At 73.6% G+C, this 17,129-nt stretch carries 18 protein-coding genes and 1 riboswitch; of the genes, 9 read left to right on the top strand and 9 right to left on the bottom strand.

The window, feature by feature from the left end; genetic code table 11:
• The first annotated feature begins 70 nt into the window (after positions 1 to 70).
• On the top strand, positions 71 to 1,606 hold the full coding sequence (locus HZZ00_RS07505; protein ID WP_180331465.1) for an NAD(P)/FAD-dependent oxidoreductase: 1,536 nt from the start codon (positions 71 to 73) through the stop codon (positions 1,604 to 1,606).
• Positions 1,607 to 1,692: 86 nt separating this feature from the next.
• On the opposite strand, the gene HZZ00_RS07500 is transcribed toward HZZ00_RS07505, so the two are convergent.
• From HZZ00_RS07500 to HZZ00_RS07475, 6 genes are all read right to left on the bottom strand, one after another.
• Positions 1,693 to 2,601: a hypothetical protein gene (locus HZZ00_RS07500; RefSeq protein WP_180331464.1), complete on the bottom strand. Its 909-nt coding sequence runs from the start codon at positions 2,599 to 2,601 to the stop codon at positions 1,693 to 1,695.
• A 56-nt stretch (positions 2,602 to 2,657) separates the two neighbouring features.
• Positions 2,658 to 3,581 (bottom strand): methylenetetrahydrofolate reductase [NAD(P)H], encoded by a 924-nt coding sequence (metF, locus tag HZZ00_RS07495; protein ID WP_070028604.1) that lies wholly within the window; start codon positions 3,579 to 3,581, stop codon positions 2,658 to 2,660.
• Between the two features lie 119 nt (positions 3,582 to 3,700).
• Positions 3,701 to 4,348: a thiamine phosphate synthase gene (thiE, locus tag HZZ00_RS07490; RefSeq protein ID WP_074992073.1), complete on the bottom strand. Its 648-nt coding sequence runs from the start codon at positions 4,346 to 4,348 to the stop codon at positions 3,701 to 3,703.
• A 92-nt stretch (positions 4,349 to 4,440) separates the two neighbouring features.
• On the bottom strand, positions 4,441 to 4,806 hold the full coding sequence (locus HZZ00_RS07485; protein ID WP_180331463.1) for a helix-turn-helix domain-containing protein: 366 nt from the start codon (positions 4,804 to 4,806) through the stop codon (positions 4,441 to 4,443).
• Between the two features lie 120 nt (positions 4,807 to 4,926).
• Positions 4,927 to 6,159: an NAD(P)/FAD-dependent oxidoreductase gene (locus tag HZZ00_RS07480; protein ID WP_180331462.1), complete on the bottom strand. Its 1,233-nt coding sequence runs from the start codon at positions 6,157 to 6,159 to the stop codon at positions 4,927 to 4,929.
• 32 nt (positions 6,160 to 6,191) lie between these two features.
• A complete protein-coding gene (locus tag HZZ00_RS07475; RefSeq protein ID WP_180331461.1) occupies positions 6,192 to 6,542 on the bottom strand; it encodes a hypothetical protein in 351 nt (116 codons plus the stop codon).
• A gap of 53 nt (positions 6,543 to 6,595) precedes the next feature.
• Positions 6,596 to 6,707: riboswitch (TPP riboswitch) on the top strand.
• Here HZZ00_RS07475 and thiO point away from each other — a divergent pair.
• The 5 genes from thiO to HZZ00_RS07450 all read left to right on the top strand — a co-directional run bounded on the left by thiO (position 6,705) and on the right by HZZ00_RS07450 (position 11,869).
• A complete protein-coding gene (gene thiO, locus HZZ00_RS07470) occupies positions 6,705 to 7,874 on the top strand; it encodes a glycine oxidase ThiO (protein WP_180331460.1) in 1,170 nt (389 codons plus the stop codon). It overlaps the preceding riboswitch by 3 nt.
• Positions 7,871 to 8,086: a sulfur carrier protein ThiS gene (gene thiS / locus HZZ00_RS07465; protein ID WP_180331459.1), complete on the top strand. Its 216-nt coding sequence runs from the start codon at positions 7,871 to 7,873 to the stop codon at positions 8,084 to 8,086. The genes thiO and thiS overlap by 4 nt, the downstream gene beginning before the upstream one ends.
• Positions 8,087 to 8,089: 3 nt before the next feature.
• Positions 8,090 to 8,884 (top strand): thiazole synthase, encoded by a 795-nt coding sequence (locus tag HZZ00_RS07460; RefSeq protein ID WP_180331458.1) that lies wholly within the window; start codon positions 8,090 to 8,092, stop codon positions 8,882 to 8,884.
• Between the two features lie 135 nt (positions 8,885 to 9,019).
• The gene (gene pknB / locus HZZ00_RS07455) at positions 9,020 to 10,933 is read left to right on the top strand and encodes a Stk1 family PASTA domain-containing Ser/Thr kinase (protein WP_180331457.1); all 1,914 of its coding nucleotides are present in this window, start codon (positions 9,020 to 9,022) and stop codon (positions 10,931 to 10,933) included.
• A 57-nt stretch (positions 10,934 to 10,990) separates the two neighbouring features.
• Positions 10,991 to 11,869, top strand: coding sequence for a deoxyribonuclease IV (locus HZZ00_RS07450; protein WP_180331456.1), 879 nt, complete (start codon positions 10,991 to 10,993; stop codon positions 11,867 to 11,869).
• Positions 11,870 to 11,884: 15 nt separating this feature from the next.
• On the opposite strand, the gene HZZ00_RS07445 is transcribed toward HZZ00_RS07450, so the two are convergent.
• Entirely contained in the window at positions 11,885 to 12,517 is a 633-nt protein-coding gene (locus HZZ00_RS07445; protein WP_074992076.1) for a sulfite oxidase-like oxidoreductase, read from the bottom strand.
• Positions 12,518 to 12,693: 176 nt separating this feature from the next.
• On the opposite strand from HZZ00_RS07445, the gene bfr reads away from it, so the two are divergent.
• Positions 12,694 to 13,209: a bacterioferritin gene (gene bfr / locus HZZ00_RS07440; RefSeq protein ID WP_180331455.1), complete on the top strand. Its 516-nt coding sequence runs from the start codon at positions 12,694 to 12,696 to the stop codon at positions 13,207 to 13,209.
• A 2-nt stretch (positions 13,210 to 13,211) separates the two neighbouring features.
• Here the strand turns inward: bfr and HZZ00_RS07435 are convergent, their stop codons facing one another.
• Together HZZ00_RS07435 and HZZ00_RS07430 are read right to left on the bottom strand one after the other, a co-directional pair.
• Entirely contained in the window at positions 13,212 to 13,439 is a 228-nt protein-coding gene (locus HZZ00_RS07435) for a bacterioferritin-associated ferredoxin (protein ID WP_180331454.1), read from the bottom strand.
• A gap of 152 nt (positions 13,440 to 13,591) precedes the next feature.
• Complete coding sequence (locus HZZ00_RS07430; protein WP_070028615.1) at positions 13,592 to 14,947, bottom strand: class II 3-deoxy-7-phosphoheptulonate synthase; 1,356 nt, start codon at positions 14,945 to 14,947, stop codon at positions 13,592 to 13,594.
• A gap of 105 nt (positions 14,948 to 15,052) precedes the next feature.
• Between HZZ00_RS07430 and HZZ00_RS39160 the strand changes: the two genes are divergently transcribed.
• Positions 15,053 to 15,109 carry a trp operon leader peptide gene (locus HZZ00_RS39160; RefSeq protein WP_146468532.1) on the top strand — a complete coding sequence of 19 codons (57 nt, stop codon included), beginning with the start codon at positions 15,053 to 15,055 and terminating at the stop codon, positions 15,107 to 15,109.
• Positions 15,110 to 15,208: 99 nt separating this feature from the next.
• On the top strand, positions 15,209 to 17,068 hold the full coding sequence (locus HZZ00_RS07420; RefSeq protein WP_180331453.1) for an anthranilate synthase family protein: 1,860 nt from the start codon (positions 15,209 to 15,211) through the stop codon (positions 17,066 to 17,068).
• The last annotated feature ends 61 nt before the right edge of the window (positions 17,069 to 17,129 follow it).

Raw genomic sequence — 17,129 nt, 5'->3', positions numbered from 1 at the left:
CGCCGGCGAGCGGCGGGCCGCCGGCCGCCCGCGCGGCGGACTGTCGGTGGCGGTCGATAAAGTCGCAGGCATGGCACGGATCGCGGTGATGGGCGCCGGTATGGGCGCGATGGCGGCCGCCGCCCGGCTGGCCGTCGCGGGCCACCGGGTGGTGGTGTACGAGCGCACGGACACCTACGGCGGTGCGGTGCGCCGGCTGGAACGGGACGGCTTCGGCTTCGACACCGGCCCGGGGCTGCTGACGCTGCCCGCCGTCTACCGCGACCTGTTCGTCAAGACCGGCAAGGAACCCCTGGAGGAGTGCGTCGAGCTGGTCCAGGTCGACCCCTCCGCCCGGCATGTGTTCGCGGACGGCACCGAGGTCGCGCTGCCGAACGCCTCGCGCGCGGGCGTCGTCGCGGCGCTGGACGAGGCGCTGGGCGGCGGCGCGGGCGCGCGCTGGGGTGACTTCCTGGTGCGGGCCCGCGAGGCCTGGGACCGCACCCGCCGCCCGCTGCTGGAGGAACCCCTGTGGTCCGACTGGCAGGTGCTGGCGGACAAGGAGCCCTACCCGGCCGTCCCGCACAAGCGTCTGCTGCGCACCCGCCGGGCCGCCACGCTGGCCGAGATCGGCGCCTGGGAGCTGCGCGATCCCCGGCTGGCCGCGCTGCTCGCCGGGTACGCGCTGGCCCACGGCGTCGATCCCGCCTCGGCCCCGGCGAGCGCTGCCGTGCTGCCGTACATGGAGCACGCCTTCGGCACCTGGTACGTGCGCGGCGGGATACGGGAGCTGGCGCGCGCGGTGTACGAACGCTGCCTGGCCCGGCGGGTGGAGTTCGTCTTCGGCACCGAGATCACCCGGGTCCTGACCGAGGACGGCCGGGTCACCGGCGTCGAGCTGCGCGGGGGCGCGTCCGGGGCTTCCGGTTCCGCCGGGGCGACGGTGGCGGAGGCGGAGTTCGTGGTCGGCGCGGAGCCCTGGCGGCTCGGCGGCCAGGTGGAGGGCACGCCGTACGGGGCCGGGACGGTCGCTCCGCGGCCCGAGGACCGGTTCCCGGGGCGGATGGTGGTGTGCCTGGCGCTGCGCGGCGCCCGCGAGCCCGGCGCCGCGCACCGCACGGTGGTGCACTCGGCCGACCCCGAGGGCGAGTTGGACCTGTTCCGGCACGGCACCCCGCCGAAGCTGCCGACGGTCCGGATCGACCGGCCGGACGACGCGGCGCTGCGCCCGGACGACGCCCACGAGTCGATGGTGCTGACGGCGACGGTACCGGCGGCGACGCGCTGCGACTGGGGAGCGCCGGGGGTCGCCGACGCGTTCGCCGAGCGCATGATCACCGCCGCCGAGCGCGCGGTGCCCGACCTGCGGGAGCGGACGCTGTGGCGGGAGGTGCGCACCCCCCTGGACACCGCGCGGGAGACGGGGGCCACCGGCGGTGCGGTGCCGCCGCCCGCGCTGGCCGCGCCGCAGGGCGTGCTGCACCCGGCCAACGGCACGGCGATCACGGGCCTGTTCGGCGTCGGCGGCTGGTCCCACCCGGGCGGCGGGCTGCCGCACGCGGGGATGTCGGGCGCGCTGGTGGCGGGACTGGTCGTGGAGGGCCCGGACTTCCGGGGCTCGCAGTGACTCCGGGGCTCGCAGTGACTCCGGGCTCGCGGTGACTCCGGGCTCGCGGTGAGTCCGGGCTCGCGGTGAGCGGGGCCGCCTGAGCCTCAGTAGCGGTACTGCTCGTCGTACCCGGCGTCCGGCTGCCGGCCGTGTCCCTGGTACGGGTACGGCTGCTCCTGCGGGAGTTCGCCGCCGTGCCCCTCGTCGGTGCGCTGCTGCGGGACCCACACCCCGCCGGGCGGCGTCTCCCCGTAACCGGCGGTGTACGGGTCCTGGGCGTAACCCTGCTGGTCGTACTGCTGCTGGGCGTAGCCGGGGTCGTAGCCCGCGCCGCCGTAGGACTGGTTGCCGATGTAGGGGTCCGAGTAGTTGGCGTAGCCCTGCTGCGGGGCGGCGTCGTAGCCGTACCCCTGCTGTGCGTACCCGGAGTAGTCGTAGGCCTCCTGGCCCTGCTGCGGGACGGGGTGGCCGGCGGTGTCGCCGTACACGCCGTAGTTGCCGGTGTCGTCGGGCAGCGGCTGCGGCTCGTAGACGGCGGTGGTCTCGGCGGCCGTGGGGCGCGCCGGGGAGAAGACGTCGTCGTAGTCGTCGTAGACGTCGTCGGCCGGGGCGGTGGCACCCGAGTCCTGACCCAAGCCGGCCTGGGCCGGGGACTGTTCGTCGCCGGGTCCGGCGGGGGGCTCCGTCACCGGTCCGGGCCGGCCCGCCCGGCCGCGGCGGCGCTTGCTGCCCCCGGGCGCGGCGGCCGCGTCGGCGCCGGGACGCCGGACCGCCCAACCGGCCACGAAACCGCGGCGGAAGGAGAGGGTGACCAGGGTCTGGCCGACCGTGAAGGCGATCGCGCCCGCCCCGATCACGAGGACGGACGGCATCATGACGCCGACCACCACGCCGAGGAACCCGGCGAAGGCCAGCAGTCGCCAGCGCAGCCGCGCCTTGTACTGCAGCAGCACCTCGCCGAGCAACCACAGCGCGACGACGCCGAACGCGATGTAGAGGACCGTCCAGCCCATGTACGCCCCTCTCCCAGTGGCCGTTACGCAGTGTGTCGCATCACGGTGCGGCAGGTCTAGGCCTGCGGGGGGTGGTGCAGGCCCAGGTTCTCGTAGATCTCCAGGGTCGCCGTGGAGTTGTTGAGCGTGATGAAGTGCAGTCCGGGCACGCCTTCGGACAGCAGCCGCGCGCAGAACTCCGTGGCGAAGTCGATACCGATGGAGCGTACCGCCGCCGGATCGTCCTTCGCCGCGAGGATCCGCTCTTTCAGGGCGTCGGGGACATCGGCGTTGCTGAGTTTCGGCAGTCGTTCCAGCATCTTCACACTGGTGACCGGCAGGACCTCGGGGATCACCGGGGTGTCGCAGCCCGCGTCCGCGACCCGGTCGCGCAGCCGCAGGTAGGACTCCGGCCGGAAGAACATCTGGGTGATGGCGTAGTCGGCGCCCGCGCGGCACTTGTCCACGAAGTGGGCGACGTCGGTGTCCCAGTCCGAGGAGCGGGGGTGCATCTCCGGGAAGGCGGCGACGCCCACGCAGAAGTCGCCCGACTCCTTGATGAGGCGCACGAGTTCGGCCGCGTAGGTCAGGCCCCGGGGATGCGGCACCCACTCGCCCATGGGGTCGCCGGGCGGGTCGCCGCGCACGGCGAGCATGTTGCGGATACCGGCGTCCGCGTACTGGCCGATGATGTTGCGCAGTTCGGCGACGGAGTGGTCGACCGCGGTGAGGTGGGCGACCGGGGTGAGCGTGGTGTCGGCGACGATCTGCTGGGTCTCCTTGACGGTGCCCGCGCGGGTGGACCCGCCGGCACCGTAGGTCACGGAGACGAAGTCGGGCGCGACCGCCTCGACCCTGCGCAGCGCGCTCCACAGGTTCCGCTCGCCCTTGGGGGTCTTCGGCGCCGAGAACTCGAACGAGTACGTCTTCTTGCCGCCGGCGAGGATCTCGCGCACGGTGCGTGCGCGATCAGTCCTGGTGGATGCGGTTCCGAGGGCCATACCCGCAGGTTAGCCAGGTGGTGGCGGTCCCCCAACCAAACCAGGGGAAATTGCCCGATTTGTCGATTTGCCGTCCATCCCTTGGGACGGACCGTCCGAAACGGGCCGCGGGAGCCCGCTCAGACCTGCCGCAGCCGCTTGGCGAACTCGGCCGCCGCGGCGCCCGGGTCCTCGGCCTCGGTGAGCGCGCGGACCACGACCACCCGGCGGGCCCCGGCGTCCAGCACCTCGTCCAGATTGCCGAGGTCGATACCGCCGATGGCGAACCAGGGGCGGTCGGTGCCGAGCGCGGCGGTGTACCGGACCAGGCCGAGACCGGGGGCGGGGCGGCCGGGCTTGGTCGGGGTGGGCCAGCAGGGGCCCGTGCAGAAGTAGTCCACGCCTTCCTGGACGGCGGCCGCGGCGGCCTCCTCCTCGGCGTGCGTGGAGCGGCCGATCAGCACGTCGTCGCCGAGGATGGCGCGGGCCGCCGGGACCGGCAGGTCGCCCTGCCCGAGGTGCAGCACGCCGGCGCGGGCGGCGTGCGCCACGTCGGCCCGGTCGTTGACCGCGAGCAGCTTGCCGTGGCGGGCGCAGGCGTCGGCGAGGACCTCCAGGTGCGCCAGCTCCTCGGCGGCCTCCATGCCCTTGTCGCGCAGCTGCACGATGTCGACACCGCCGGCCAGCACCGCGTCCAGGAACTCGGGCAGGTCGCCCTGGCGCTTGCGGGCGTCCGTGCACAGGTAGAGGCGGGCGTCGGCGAGCGCGGCGCGGGCGGTGTCGGACATGGGTGGTCCCCCCGGGGGTCGGTGTGTTCGCTGGGTCGGCGGGTGGCGTACGGGCGCGGGGCGTCGTACGCCACCCCCTCAGGCGGTCGGGCTCAGACGGCCAGCGCCTGGGCGCGGCGCTTCACCTCCGTGCCGCGATTCTCGCTGAGGGCCTGCGCGGGGGTGCCGGGCAGGGTCGGGTCGGGGGTGAAGAGCCATTCGATCATCTCTTCGACCGTGAAGCCGTCGTCCCGCAGGAGCGTCAGGGTCCCGGACAGGCCCTTGACGACCTTGTCCCCGTCGATGAAGGCGGCGGGGACGTGCAGCGCGCGGTTCTCACCTCGGCGTACGGCGATCAGCTGGCCATCCTTGACCAGCTGCCGCACGCGCGTCACCTCGACGCCGAGCTGTTCGGCGATGTCGGGGAGGGTGAGCCAGGCGGGGACGAGAGCATCGATCTTTGCGTCAATCTCGGTCACGGGTACTAGCGTAGGCGTTCGGCCGGGGGTGGTGCCTTATGTGGTGGTTCGCCCGCGGTTCCGTCGGGGCCGGTCGCGCCCGCGCCGCCCGGACCGGGGCCGTGCCCCCGCCGGGGCCGGTCAGCCGGCCGTGGCGTCCTTCAGCGGCCTGCCCGGGTCCGCCAGCGCCCGCGGGTCCATCGCGCGGCCCGCCTCGATCAGCCGTCGGCCCTGGGCCAGGTCCCTCGGGCGGCCCACCGCCAGGAGCGCGACCAGGCGGTCCTCGCGCAGCCAGCAGACCGTCCAGGCGGGGCTCGCGGGGTCGCCGCGCCAGACCAGGCGGTCGGCGGCGGCGTGGTGGCCGGCGTACTGGACGAAGCGGCCGAACTGCTCGGACCAGAAGTACGGCACCGGGTCGTAGACGGCGTCGGTCTCGCCGAGGATGTTCGCGGCGACCGTGCGCGGCCCCTGGAGGGCGTTGTCCCAGTGGTGGACGAGCAGCCGCTCGCCGTAGCGGGCCGAGGGGAAGGAGGCGCAGTCGCCGACGGCGTACACCCCGGGTGCGGAGGCGCGCAGCCGGGCGTCGGTGACGACCTCGCCGAACGCGCCCAGCTCGATGCCGGAGCCGGCCAGCCAGCCGGTGGCGGGGCGGGCGCCGATGCCGACGACGACCGCGCCCGCGGGCAGCCGGGTGCCGTCGGCGAGCACCACCGCGCCGGGCTCGACGCGCTCCACGCGGGCGCCGGTGCGCAGTTCGGCGCCGCTGTCGGCGTACCAGCCGGCCATGGGCGCGGCGACCTCGGCGGGCAGCACCCCGGCGAGCGGCCGGTCGGCGGCCTCGACGACGGTCACCGCGCAGCCCGCCTCGCGGGCCGCCGTGGCGAACTCGGCGCCGATCCAGCCCGCGCCGACGACCACGACGTCGTGCTGCCGGTGGAGCACGGGCCGCAGCCGTTCGGCGTCGTCCAGGGTGCGCAGCAGATGCACACCGGGCACGCCCTCGGTGCCGGGCAGGGTGACCGGTTCCGCGCCGGTGGCGAGGACCAGGACGTCGTACGGCACCGGGCCCGCCTCGGTGTCCAGCTCCCGGTCGCCGGGGCGGACCCCGCGGGCCTCGCAGCCGAGCCTGAGGTCGACGCCGAGCGAGTCGAAGTCGAGGTCGAAGGCGGAGTCCTCGGCCTTGCCGAGCAGCACGGCCTTGGACAGCGGGGGCCGGTCGTACGGCTGGTGCGGCTCGGCGCCGATGACGGTCACATCGCCCGTGAAGCCCTGTTCCCGCAGGGCGACCGCGGTCTGCACCCCGGCCATGCCCGCGCCGACGACGACCACGCGCCGCGTCCGTGCCGTGCCCTCTTGCGCTGTCTGCTCGCTCACCCGCCCACCATAGACACGTGACGATCAGTCAGTCAGCGTGCGTCCTCGGTGAGCTGTTCCACAACGCTCGTGCCGGAGCCGGGTCCGGACTCCCACTCCCAGGTCTCCTCCAGGCGCACCCGGCCGTCGGGCAGTTCCACGACCGTGGAGACGCAGTGCCCCGAGGCCGTCGTCCCGTCGGTCCGCAGCTGCACGTACCGGAAGTCCAGCCGGTCGCCCTCGCGGGTGCCGACCAGATGGCCGCGGACGATGTCGCCGCCCCGGTACTCCGCCCAGACGGCGCCGTCCTCCTCGTGGTACGCGAACCGGGTGCGGGTGCCCACCTGACCCGCGGACTGGTCCGCGACGGGGGCGAGAAGGAGTCCGTCCAGCGACACGGCCATGGGCGAGGGCTCCCTTACGGGTGAGGAGGGGGTCGGGCTAGGGTGGCCACCGTACAAGCACTCGCGGGAGCCCGGACGCACCGGGCTGAGAGGGAGGCTGGCGGCCTCCGACCGTACGAACCTGATCCGGGTCATGCCGGCGAAGGGAGGGGCTGGACGCCCATGCCGTCACGTACGTCCGACACATCCGACGTCCTTGTCGTCGGAGGCGGGATCATCGGCCTGGTCACGGCCTGGCGCGCCGCGCAGCGCGGGCTCGCCACCGCCGTGGTGGACCCCGCGCCCGGGGGCGGGGCCGCCCAGGTCGCGGCCGGGATGCTGGCCGCGGTCACCGAACTGCACTACGGCGAGGAGACCCTGCTCGCCCTGAACCTGCGCTCGGCGCGCCGCTACCCGGAGTTCGCGGCCGAGCTGACCGAGGCGAGCGGCCGGGACCTCGGCTACCGCCGGTGCGGCACGCTCGCGGTCGCGCTGGACGCCGACGACCGCGCCCATCTGCGGGAACTGCACGCCCTGCAGCAGCGCTGCGGCCTGGAGTCGCAGTGGCTGTCCGGACGGGAGTGCCGCCGCCTGGAGCCGATGCTGGCGCCCGGGGTGCGCGGCGGGCTGCGGGTCGACGGCGACCACCAGATCGACCCGCGCCGGCTGGCCGCGGCCCTGCTGACCGCGTGCGAGCGGGCCGGCGTGGTGTTCCACCGGGTGTGGGCCGAGCGGCTCGACGTGGCGGGCGGCCGGGCCGCCGGGGTCACCACGGCGGACGGCACGGCGCTCACCGCCGGGCGGGTGGTGCTCGCCGGCGGCAGCCTCAGCGGCCGGCTCGCGGGGGTGCCCCGGGAGGTGCTGCCGCCGGTGCGGCCGGTGAAGGGGCAGGTGCTGCGGCTGACGGTGCCGCGGCGGTCGGCGCCCTTCCTCAGCCGTACCGTGCGGGCCGTGGTCCGCGGCGGCCAGGTGTACCTCGTGCCCCGGGAGAACGGCGAGCTGGTCGTCGGCGCCACCAGCGAGGAGCTGGGCTGGGACACGACGGTCACCGCGGGCGGGGTCTACGAGCTGCTGCGCGACGCCCACGAGCTGGTGCCCGGCATCACCGAACTGCCGCTCACCGAGACCCGCGCCGGGCTGCGTCCCGGCTCCCCGGACAACGCGCCGCTGCTCGGCCCGTCCTGCCTCGACGGGCTGCTGCTCGCCACCGGGCACCACCGCAACGGGGTGCTGCTCACGCCGGTCACCGGGGATGTGATGGGGCAGCTGCTGGCCGACGGCGAGCTGCCGCAGGAAGCCCGTCCGTTCACACCGCAGCGCTTCGGCGCCGTCCTCATGGAGCAGCCCGCATGACCGCCCTGCCGTTCACCATCTCCGTCAACGGGGAGCGCCGGGAGGTCTCCCCCGGCACCGCTCTCGACGCCGTCGTACGGTCCCTGGTCCGGTCCCCCTCCGGGGTGGCGGCCGCCGTCAACGAGACCGTCGTCCCGCGCACCCGGTGGGCGAGCACCGCGCTCGCCGAGGGTGACCGGGTCGAGGTCCTCACCGCGGTGCAGGGGGGCTGAGCCATGGCGGACGATTCCCTGGTCATCGGCGGTACGGCCTTCGGGTCGCGGCTGATCATGGGCACCGGCGGGGCGCCCAGCCTGGACGTGCTGGAACGGGCGCTGGTCGCCTCCGGGACGGAGCTGACGACCGTCGCGATGCGGCGGGTGGACCCCTCCGTGCACGGCTCGGTGCTGTCGGTGCTGGACAAGCTCGGCATCCGGGTGCTGCCGAACACGGCGGGGTGCTTCACCGCCGGGGAGGCGGTGCTGACCGCGCGGCTGGCACGGGAGGCACTGGGCACGGACCTGGTGAAGCTGGAGGTCATCGCCGACGAGCGGACCCTGCTGCCCGACCCGGTGGAACTGCTGGACGCGGCGGAGACCCTGGTGGACGACGGCTTCACGGTGCTGCCGTACACCAACGACGACCCGGTGCTGGCGCGGAAGCTGGAGGACGTGGGGTGCGCCGCGGTGATGCCGCTGGGCTCGCCGATCGGGTCCGGGCTCGGCATCCGCAACCCGCACAACTTCCAGCTGATCGTGGAGCGGGCCGGGGTGCCGGTGATCCTGGACGCGGGGGCCGGCACGGCGTCGGACGTGGCGCTGGCGATGGAGCTGGGCTGCGCCGGGGTGATGCTGGCGTCCGCGGTGACGCGCGCGCAGGAGCCGGAGCTGATGGCGGCGGCGATGCGGCACGCGGTGTCGGCGGGCCGGCTGGCGCGGCTGGCGGGGCGCATCCCGCGGCGGTACTGGGCGCGGGCGTCCTCCCCCGAGGAGGGCCTGGCCGCGCTGGACCCCGAGCGTCCCGCGTTCTGAAGCCCGCGGACGGCGTGACCGGCCCGTCACGCAGCGGTGGGCCCGTGGTGGGAAGCGTCACAGCCCCGCTGCAATACCGGGGCGGGGGCCGTCGGCGGGACGGTGCGGGCCGTGCGGGCTCGTAGACTCGCCGATGTGGATACGACCCTTCAGGACGCTCTCGTCGGGCAGGTGCTCGACGGTCGTTATCGCGTGGACGCGCGGATCGCGGCCGGCGGGATGGCCACGGTGTACCGGGCCCTGGACACCCGCCTGGACCGGGTGCTCGCGCTGAAGGTGATGCATCCGGCGCTCGCGGCCGACGGTTCGTTCGTGGAGCGGTTCATCCGGGAGGCCAAGTCCGCGGCCCGGCTCGACCACCCCAACGTGGTGCAGGTCTTCGACCAGGGGACCGACCGGTCCTATGTGTACATGGCGATGGAGTACGTCCCCGGCTGCACCCTGCGGGACGTGCTGCGCGAGCGCGGTGCGCTGCGCCCGCGCGCCGCGCTGGACATCCTGGAGCCGGTCCTCGCCGCGCTCGGCGCCGCGCACCGGGCCGGGTTCGTGCACCGCGACATGAAGCCCGAGAACGTGCTGATAGGCGACGACGGCCGGGTCAAGGTCGCCGACTTCGGGCTGGTGCGCTCGGTGGACACGGTGACCAGCACGACCGGTTCCGTGCTCGGCACCGTGGCCTATCTCGCGCCCGAGCAGCTCGACCAGGGCACCGCCGACCCCCGCGTGGACGTCTACGCGTGCGGTGTCGTCCTCTACGAGATGCTGACCGGCGCCAAGCCGCACTCCGGGGACACCCCCGCCCAGGTGCTCTACCGGCACGTCAACGAGGACGTGCCGCCGCCGTCGGCGCTGGTGCCGGGGCTGCCGCCGCAGCTGGACGCGCTGGTCGCGTCGGCCACCGCCCGCGCCCCCGAGGCGCGCCCCGGCGACGCCGTCGCGCTGCTCGCCCAGGCCCGCGAGGCCCGCGCCGCGCTGACCGAGGAGCAGCTGGACGCCGTACCGCCGCAGGCGAAATCCGTGGAGCACGACAACGCGGACGACCGTACGAGCGTGATCCCGCGCGCGCTGACCGTGCCCCGGCCGCTGCCCGTCGACGGGGACCCCGGCGACGGTGTCGGCCACACCGCTCGGTTCCAGGGCACCCCGGTACCGCCGCGGCGCCGTCCCCGGCGGCTGATCCTCACCGTCGCGGTCGCCGTGCTGCTGGTGCTCGGCGCCGGCACCGGGGTCTGGTACATCAACTCGGGCCAGTTCACCAAGGTCCCGCCGCTGCTGACGAAGACCGAGGCACAGGCCAGGGACCGGCTGGAGCAGGCCGGGCTGCACGTCGGGAAGGTCGAGCGGGCCTACGACGACACCGTCGCGCGCGGTGCCGTGATCGGCACCGATCCGAAGCCCGGGGCCCGTATCCGCGACCACGACGCGGTGACGCTGACCGTCTCGCTGGGACCGGAGACGGTGAAGGTGCCCGACCTCGCCGATCTGCCGCTGGCCAAGGCGCGGGCGCGGCTGAAGGCGGCCGGTCTGGAGCCGGGCATGGTCACCCGGCGGTTCAGCGACGAGGTCGACCAGGGCGCCGTGATCGCGACCGCCCCCCGCACGGGCACCGAGCGGCACGCGGGCTCCGCGATCGCGCTGACCGTCAGCAAGGGCAGCCCCGTCGACGTACCGGACGTCACCGGCGACGACCCGGCCGACGCCCGGCAGGAGCTGACCGACGCCGGGCTGAAGGTGAGGATCGCGGGCACGCAGGTCAACTCCGAGTACGACAAGGGCAAGGTCGCCCGGCAGAGCCCCGGCGACGGCGGGCAGGCGGCCAGGGGCGACACGGTGACGCTCACCCTGTCCAAGGGCCCGCAGATGATCGAGGTCCCGGACGTGACCGGCGACAGCGTGGACGACGCGCACCGAGCCCTGGAGGACGCCGGGTTCAAGGTGAACGAGGACCGCGGGCTGCTCGGGCTGTTCGGCGACACCGTGAAGAAGCAGTCGGTCGAGGGCGGCCGGACCGCGCCCAAGGGGTCCACCATCACCATCACCATCCGGTGACCGGGTTCACCCGGGACCGCGGTCCGGGGGCACCGGCGGACATGACACCCTGAACGGGTGAGTCCCGTTCAGTCCTCCCCGCCCCGCAATCCCGTCGGCGGCCACGTTCCGGTGGCCGGTGGCCTGCACTCCGTGGGGCTGTCGTACGCCCGTGCGCTGGAGGCGGAGACCGTGCAGGTCTTCGTGGCCAATCCGCGCGGCTGGGCCACCCCGGCCGGGAACCCGAAGCAGGACGAGGCGTTCCGCGCGGCCTGCGCCGAGGAGTCCGTCCCGGCGTACGTGCACGCCCCCTACCTGATCAACTTCGGCTCGCACACCGAGGCGACCGTGGAACGGTCCGTGGAGTCGCTGCGGCACTCGCTGCGGCGCGGGCGGGAGATCGGCGCGCTGGGCGTGGTGGTGCACACCGGCAGCGCGACCGGCGGGCGGCCCCGGGAGGTGGCGCTGAAGCAGGTGCGCGCGCACCTGCTGCCGCTGCTGGACGAGCTGACCCATGACGACGACCCGTTCCTGCTGCTGGAGTCCACCGCCGGCCAGGGCGCGTCGCTGTGCTCGCGGACCTGGGACTTCGGGCCGTACTTCGAGGCACTGGACGCCCACCCCAAGCTGGGCGTCTGCCTGGACACCTGCCACATCTTCGCGGCGGGCCACGACCTGACCGGCCCGGCGGGCATGCACCAGACGCTGGACCTGCTGGTGGAGACCGTCGGCGAGGGCCGGCTGAAGCTGATCCACGCCAACGACTCCAAGGACGTGGTGGGCGCGCACAAGGACCGGCACGAGAACATCGGCTCCGGCCACATCGGCGAGGAGCCCTTCCGCGCCCTGATGAGCCACCCGGCGACCGCGGGCGTCCCGCTGGTCATCGAGACCCCGGGCGGCAAGGAGGGCCATGCGGCGGACGTGGCCCGGCTCAAGCGCCTCAGGGACGGCTGAGGGGCCGGCGGCGCCTCACAGCTCCGGGCCGTCGCCGGGTTCCTCCTGGTAGGAGTAGCGCTGTTCCTTCCAGGGGTCGCCGATGTTGTGGTAGCCGCGCTCCTCCCAGAAGCCGCGGCGGTCGGCGGTCATGTACTCCACGCCCCGCACCCACTTGGGGCCCTTCCAGGCGTAGAGATGGGGCACGATCAGCCGGACCGGGAAGCCGTGCTCGGCGGTGAGCAGCTCGCCGTCCTTGTGGGTGGCGAAGAGGGTGCCCTCGGCCAGGAAGTCCGTCAGGCGCAGGTTGGAGCTGAAGCCGTACTCCGCCCAGACCATCACATGGGTGACGTCCGGAGCGGGCGGGGCCAGGTCCACGACGGCGCCGGCCGGCACGCCGCCCCACTCCGCGCCGAGCATGCTGAACTTGGTCACGCAGTGCAGGTCGGCCACCACGGTGGTGTACGGCAGGGCGGTGAACTCCTCGTGAGTCCAGCCGTGCTTGTCGCCGTCGGCGGTGGCGCCGAAGACCCGGAAGTCCCAGCGCTCGGGCCGGAACTTGGGCACGGGCCCGTAGTGCGTGACGGGCCAGCCGCGCTGGAGTCGCTGCCCCGGCGGAAGCCCGGACCCTGCCGCTGCTCCAGACTCTCGTTCCACCGGATGACCCATGTATCCATCCTGACAGACCTCGGACGATGCCCTCGCCCCACCCTCTCGGAAACGGGCAAACAGCATCATTTTCGGGCAGATTTACTAAGTCCACACTTACTGGACGATCTTCGTCGCCGATGCAATCATGCGGCGCACACCTCCCCCGTTCTCCCCGTGTGGAAGGAGCCGCTGCGATGCAGGGCGACCCCGAGGTCATCGAACTGCTCAACGAACAGCTGACCGCCGAGCTGACGGCGATCAACCAGTACTTCCTGCACTCCAAGATCCAGGACCACAAGGGGTGGTCGAAGCTCGCCGAGTACACCCGGCGGGAGTCGTTCGACGAGATGCGGCACGCGGAGATCCTGACCGACCGCATCCTGCTGCTCGACGGGCTGCCGAACTACCAGCGGCTCTCCCACATCGAGGTGGGGCAGACGGTGACCGAGATGTTCCGGGCCGACCGGCAGATCGAGGTCGAGGCGATCGACCGGCTGCGCCGGGGCGTGCAGATCATGCGCGACAAGGACGACATCACATCCGCGAACATCTTCGAGGCGATCCTGGCCGACGAGGAGCACCACATCGACTACCTGGACACGCAGCTGGAGCTCGTGGACAAGCTGGGCGAGGCGCTGTACCTCTCGACGGTGATCGAACAGAGCCAGCCGGACCCCTCGGGGCCGGGCACCGGCGGCTTCTCGGCCTGACGCTACGCGGCGTCGTCCAACCGGTCGAGCGTCGCCGGAGCGCGCTGTTCGATCAGCTCACGGCGGGGGCAGGCGCCCCGGCCGAGCAGGGCCTGGATGCGCCGTACACAGCGGCCGCAGTCCGTGCCGGCCTTGCACGCGGAGGCGATCTGACGCGGTGTGCAGGCGCCGTCCTCCGCATGCCGCCTGACCTCGGCGTCGGTGATGCCGAAGCAGCTGCAGACGTACACGCGGCCCACCTCCCGACGGGATCGTCGTATCTCTGCCGTCCCGTTCCCGGTGAGGCAAACCTAACCTTACCCGTCGCTTCGCGACCGCAAAAGAGCGAGGGGCGCGGATCGCATGTGATCCGCGCCCCAGCACAGTTCCGCGAGCCGCCCTGCTACTGGTCCCGGTACATCTCCGCGACCAGGAACGCCAGGTCCAGCGACTGGCTGCGGTTGAGCCGCGGGTCGCAGGCCGTCTCGTAGCGCTGGTGCAGATCGTCGACGAAGATCTCGTCGCCGCCGCCCACGCACTCGGTGACGTCGTCGCCGGTCAGCTCGACGTGGATGCCGCCCGGGTGGGTGCCGAGCGCCTTGTGCACCTCGAAGAAGCCCTTGACCTCGTCGAGCACGTCGTCGAAGCGGCGGGTCTTGTGCCCGGAGGCCGCCTCGAAGGTGTTGCCGTGCATCGGGTCGGTCACCCAGGCCACCGTCGCGCCGGACGCCGTCACCTTCTCCACCAGCTCGGGCAGCCGGTCGCGGATCTTGTCGGCCCCCATGCGGACGATGAACGTCAGCCGGCCCGGCTCCCGCTCGGGGTCGAGGCGGTCGATGTAGGTCAGCGCCTCCTCGGCCGTGGTGTTCGGGCCGAGCTTGATGCCGATCGGGTTGCGGATCTTCGAGGCGAACTCGATGTGCGCGTGGTCCAGCTGCCGGGTGCGCTCGCCGATCCACACCATGTGCGCGGAGACGTCGTACAGCTTGCCGGTGCGGGAGTCGACCCGGGTCAGGGCGGACTCGTAGTCCAGCAGCAGCGCCTCGTGCGAGGAGAAGAACTCGACGGTCTTGAACTCCTCCGGGTCGGTGCCGCAGGCCCGCATGAAGTTCAGCGCGTTGTCGATCTCGCGGGCCAGCTGCTCGTAGCGCTGGCCGGAGGGCGAGGTCTTCACGAAGTCCTGGTTCCAGGCGTGCACCTGGCGCAGGTCGGCGTAGCCGCCGGTGGTGAAGGCGCGCACCAGGTTCAGCGTGGACGCCGAGGCGTGGTACATCCGCTTGAGCCGCTCCGGGTCCGGGATGCGGCTGGCCTCGGTGAAGTCGAAGCCGTTCACGGAGTCGCCCCGGTACACCGGGAGGGTCACGCCGTCGCGGGTCTCGGTCGGCTTGGAGCGCGGCTTGGAGTACTGCCCGGCGATCCGGCCGACCTTCACCACGGGCACCGAGGCCGCGTAGGTGAGGACGGCGCCCATCTGGAGCAGCGTCTTGAGCTTGGCGCGGATCTGCTCGGCGCCCACGCCGTCGAACGACTCGGCGCAGTCGCCGCCCTGGAGCAGGAACGCCTCGCCCTTGGCGACGGCCGCCATCCGGGCGCGCAGTTGGTCGCACTCGCCGGCGAAGACGAGCGGCGGATACGACTCGAGGTCCGCGATCACTGCGCGCAGAGCCTCGGCGTCGGGGTACTCGGGCTGCTGCGCCGCGGGCAGGTCTCGCCAGGTCGCCTCGGCGGCGACGGCATGGGAATCAGCGTTCACGGTCACCTCGTAAACATTACGGGGTCATGTCCCGAGTTCCACGAGTCGCCCGAAAAGTGAGACGCGACGACTGCACCGTGGACGGCCGCCGGGTGCGGTAGGGTCTCTGGCATGTTCGCGCTTTCCAACCAGAACTGGTGGTGGACCGCTCACCCGGCGGCCCGCTAGATCGCGCGTACCCAGACTTCGCGAAGGCCGCCCGAGGGGCGGCCTTCGGCGTTCGTCGGGTCGTTCCTCTCCTCATCCGACCGAGTAGGAGACCGACCCGTGGACCTGATGGACCTGTTGTCCGACCCCCGCCCCTTCGCCCTGCTGCGCCGCCGCGTCCCCGGCCGCGCCGAGCACCCGGTGGAGGTGCTGATCGGCCCGGTGAGCGGCCGGGAGCGGCTCGCCGAGCTGCCGGACGAGGGGCTCGCCCTGGTGCCGTTCCGGCAGATCCGCGAGCGCGGCTTCGACGTCCGTGACGACGGCACCCCGCTGCTGGTGCTGACCCCCGAGGAGACCTGCGAGATCCCGCTGGACGAGGCGCTCGCCCAGCTGCCCGGGCACGCGGTGCGGGTCGAGGGCGGCGGCTTCGACGTCGGCGACGAGGAGTACGCCGGGATCGTCGCACGGGTGCTCGCGGACGAGATCGGCCGGGGCGAGGGCGCGAACTTCGTGATCCGGCGCACGTACGAGGGCACGGTGCCCGGCTTCGGCCGCGCCGACGCGCTGGCGCTGTTCCGGCGGCTGCTGGCGGGCGAGCGGGGCGCGTACTGGACGTTCGTGGTGCACACCGGGGACCGGACGCTGGTCGGGGCGAGCCCCGAGGTGCACGTGCGGATGTCGGGCGGGACGGTCGTGATGAACCCGATCAGCGGGACCTACCGCTATCCCGCCGAGGGGCCGACCCCGGAGCGGCTGCTGGACTTCCTCGCCGACGGCAAGGAGACCGAGGAGCTGTCGATGGTCGTCGACGAGGAGCTGAAGATGATGTGCACCGTCGGCGACATGGGCGGGGTCGTCGTCGGGCCCCGGCTGAAGGAGATGGCACACCTCGCGCACACCGAGTACGAGCTGCGCGGCAGGTCGTCGCTGGACGCGCGGGAGGTGCTGCGCGAGACCATGTTCGCGGCGACGGTCACCGGGTCGCCGGTGCAGAACGCGTGCCGGGTGATCGAGCGCCACGAGGCCGGGGGCCGGGGGTACTACGCCGGTGCGCTGGCCCTGCTCGGCCGGGACGCGGGCGGGGCGCAGACCCTGGACTCCCCCATCCTGATCCGTACCGCCGACATCGACGCGGCCGGACGGCTGCGGGTGGGGGTGGGTGCCACACTGGTGCGCGGTTCCGATCCGGCGGGCGAGGTGGCCGAGACCCACGCGAAGGCGGCGGGTGTGCTGGCGGCCCTCGGGGTGCGCCCCGGCCGGCCGCGCGCGGAGCGGGAGCTGCCCCGGCTGGCCGACGACCCCCGGGTGCGGGCCGCGCTGGACGGGCGGCGGGCCTCGCTCGCCCCGTTCTGGCTGCGGATGCAGCAGCCGCCCGCCGAGGTGACCGGGCACGCGCTGGTGGTCGACGCCGAGGACACCTTCACGGCGATGCTGGCGCATCTGCTGCGCTCGGCGGGGCTGGAGGTGTCGGTGCGGCGGTATGACGAGCCGGGGCTGCGGGCGGCGGTGCTCGCGCACGAGGGCCCGGTGGTGCTGGGCCCGGGCCCCGGCGACCCCGGCGACCCGGCCGACCCGAAGATGCGGTTCCTCGGGGAGCTGACGGCGGCGGTGCTGCGCGAGCACCGGCACGGAGTGCTTGGCGTGTGCCTGGGCCACGAGCTGATCGCGGCAGAACTGGGCCTGGACATCGTCCGCAAGGAGGTGCCGTTCCAGGGCGCGCAGACGCGGATCGAGCTGTTCGGACGCCCGCAGACGGTCGGCTTCTACAACAGCTTCACGGCCCGCTGCGACGAGGAGACGGCGCGGGAGCTGGCCGCGCATGGCATCGAGGTGAGCCGGGCGGCGAACGGCGAGGTGCACGCCCTGCGCGGGCCCGGGTTCGCCGGTGTGCAGTTCCACCCGGAGTCGGTGCTCACGCTCGACGGGGCGGCGATCGTCGGGGAGTTGCTGGGCCGGCTGCGCGGCGCGAGCGCGGTGTGAGGCGGCCGCTCCCGGGGCCGCGGACCGGATGCCGGCCCGCGGCCCCGGGGCGTCCGACCGG

Source organism: Streptomyces sp. NEAU-sy36 (genome assembly GCF_013423905.1).
GTDB lineage: Bacteria > Actinomycetota > Actinomycetes > Streptomycetales > Streptomycetaceae > Streptomyces > Streptomyces misionensis.
Note: the sequence above shows the minus strand (reverse complement) of the source record. Positions and strands in the feature narration are given on the sequence as shown.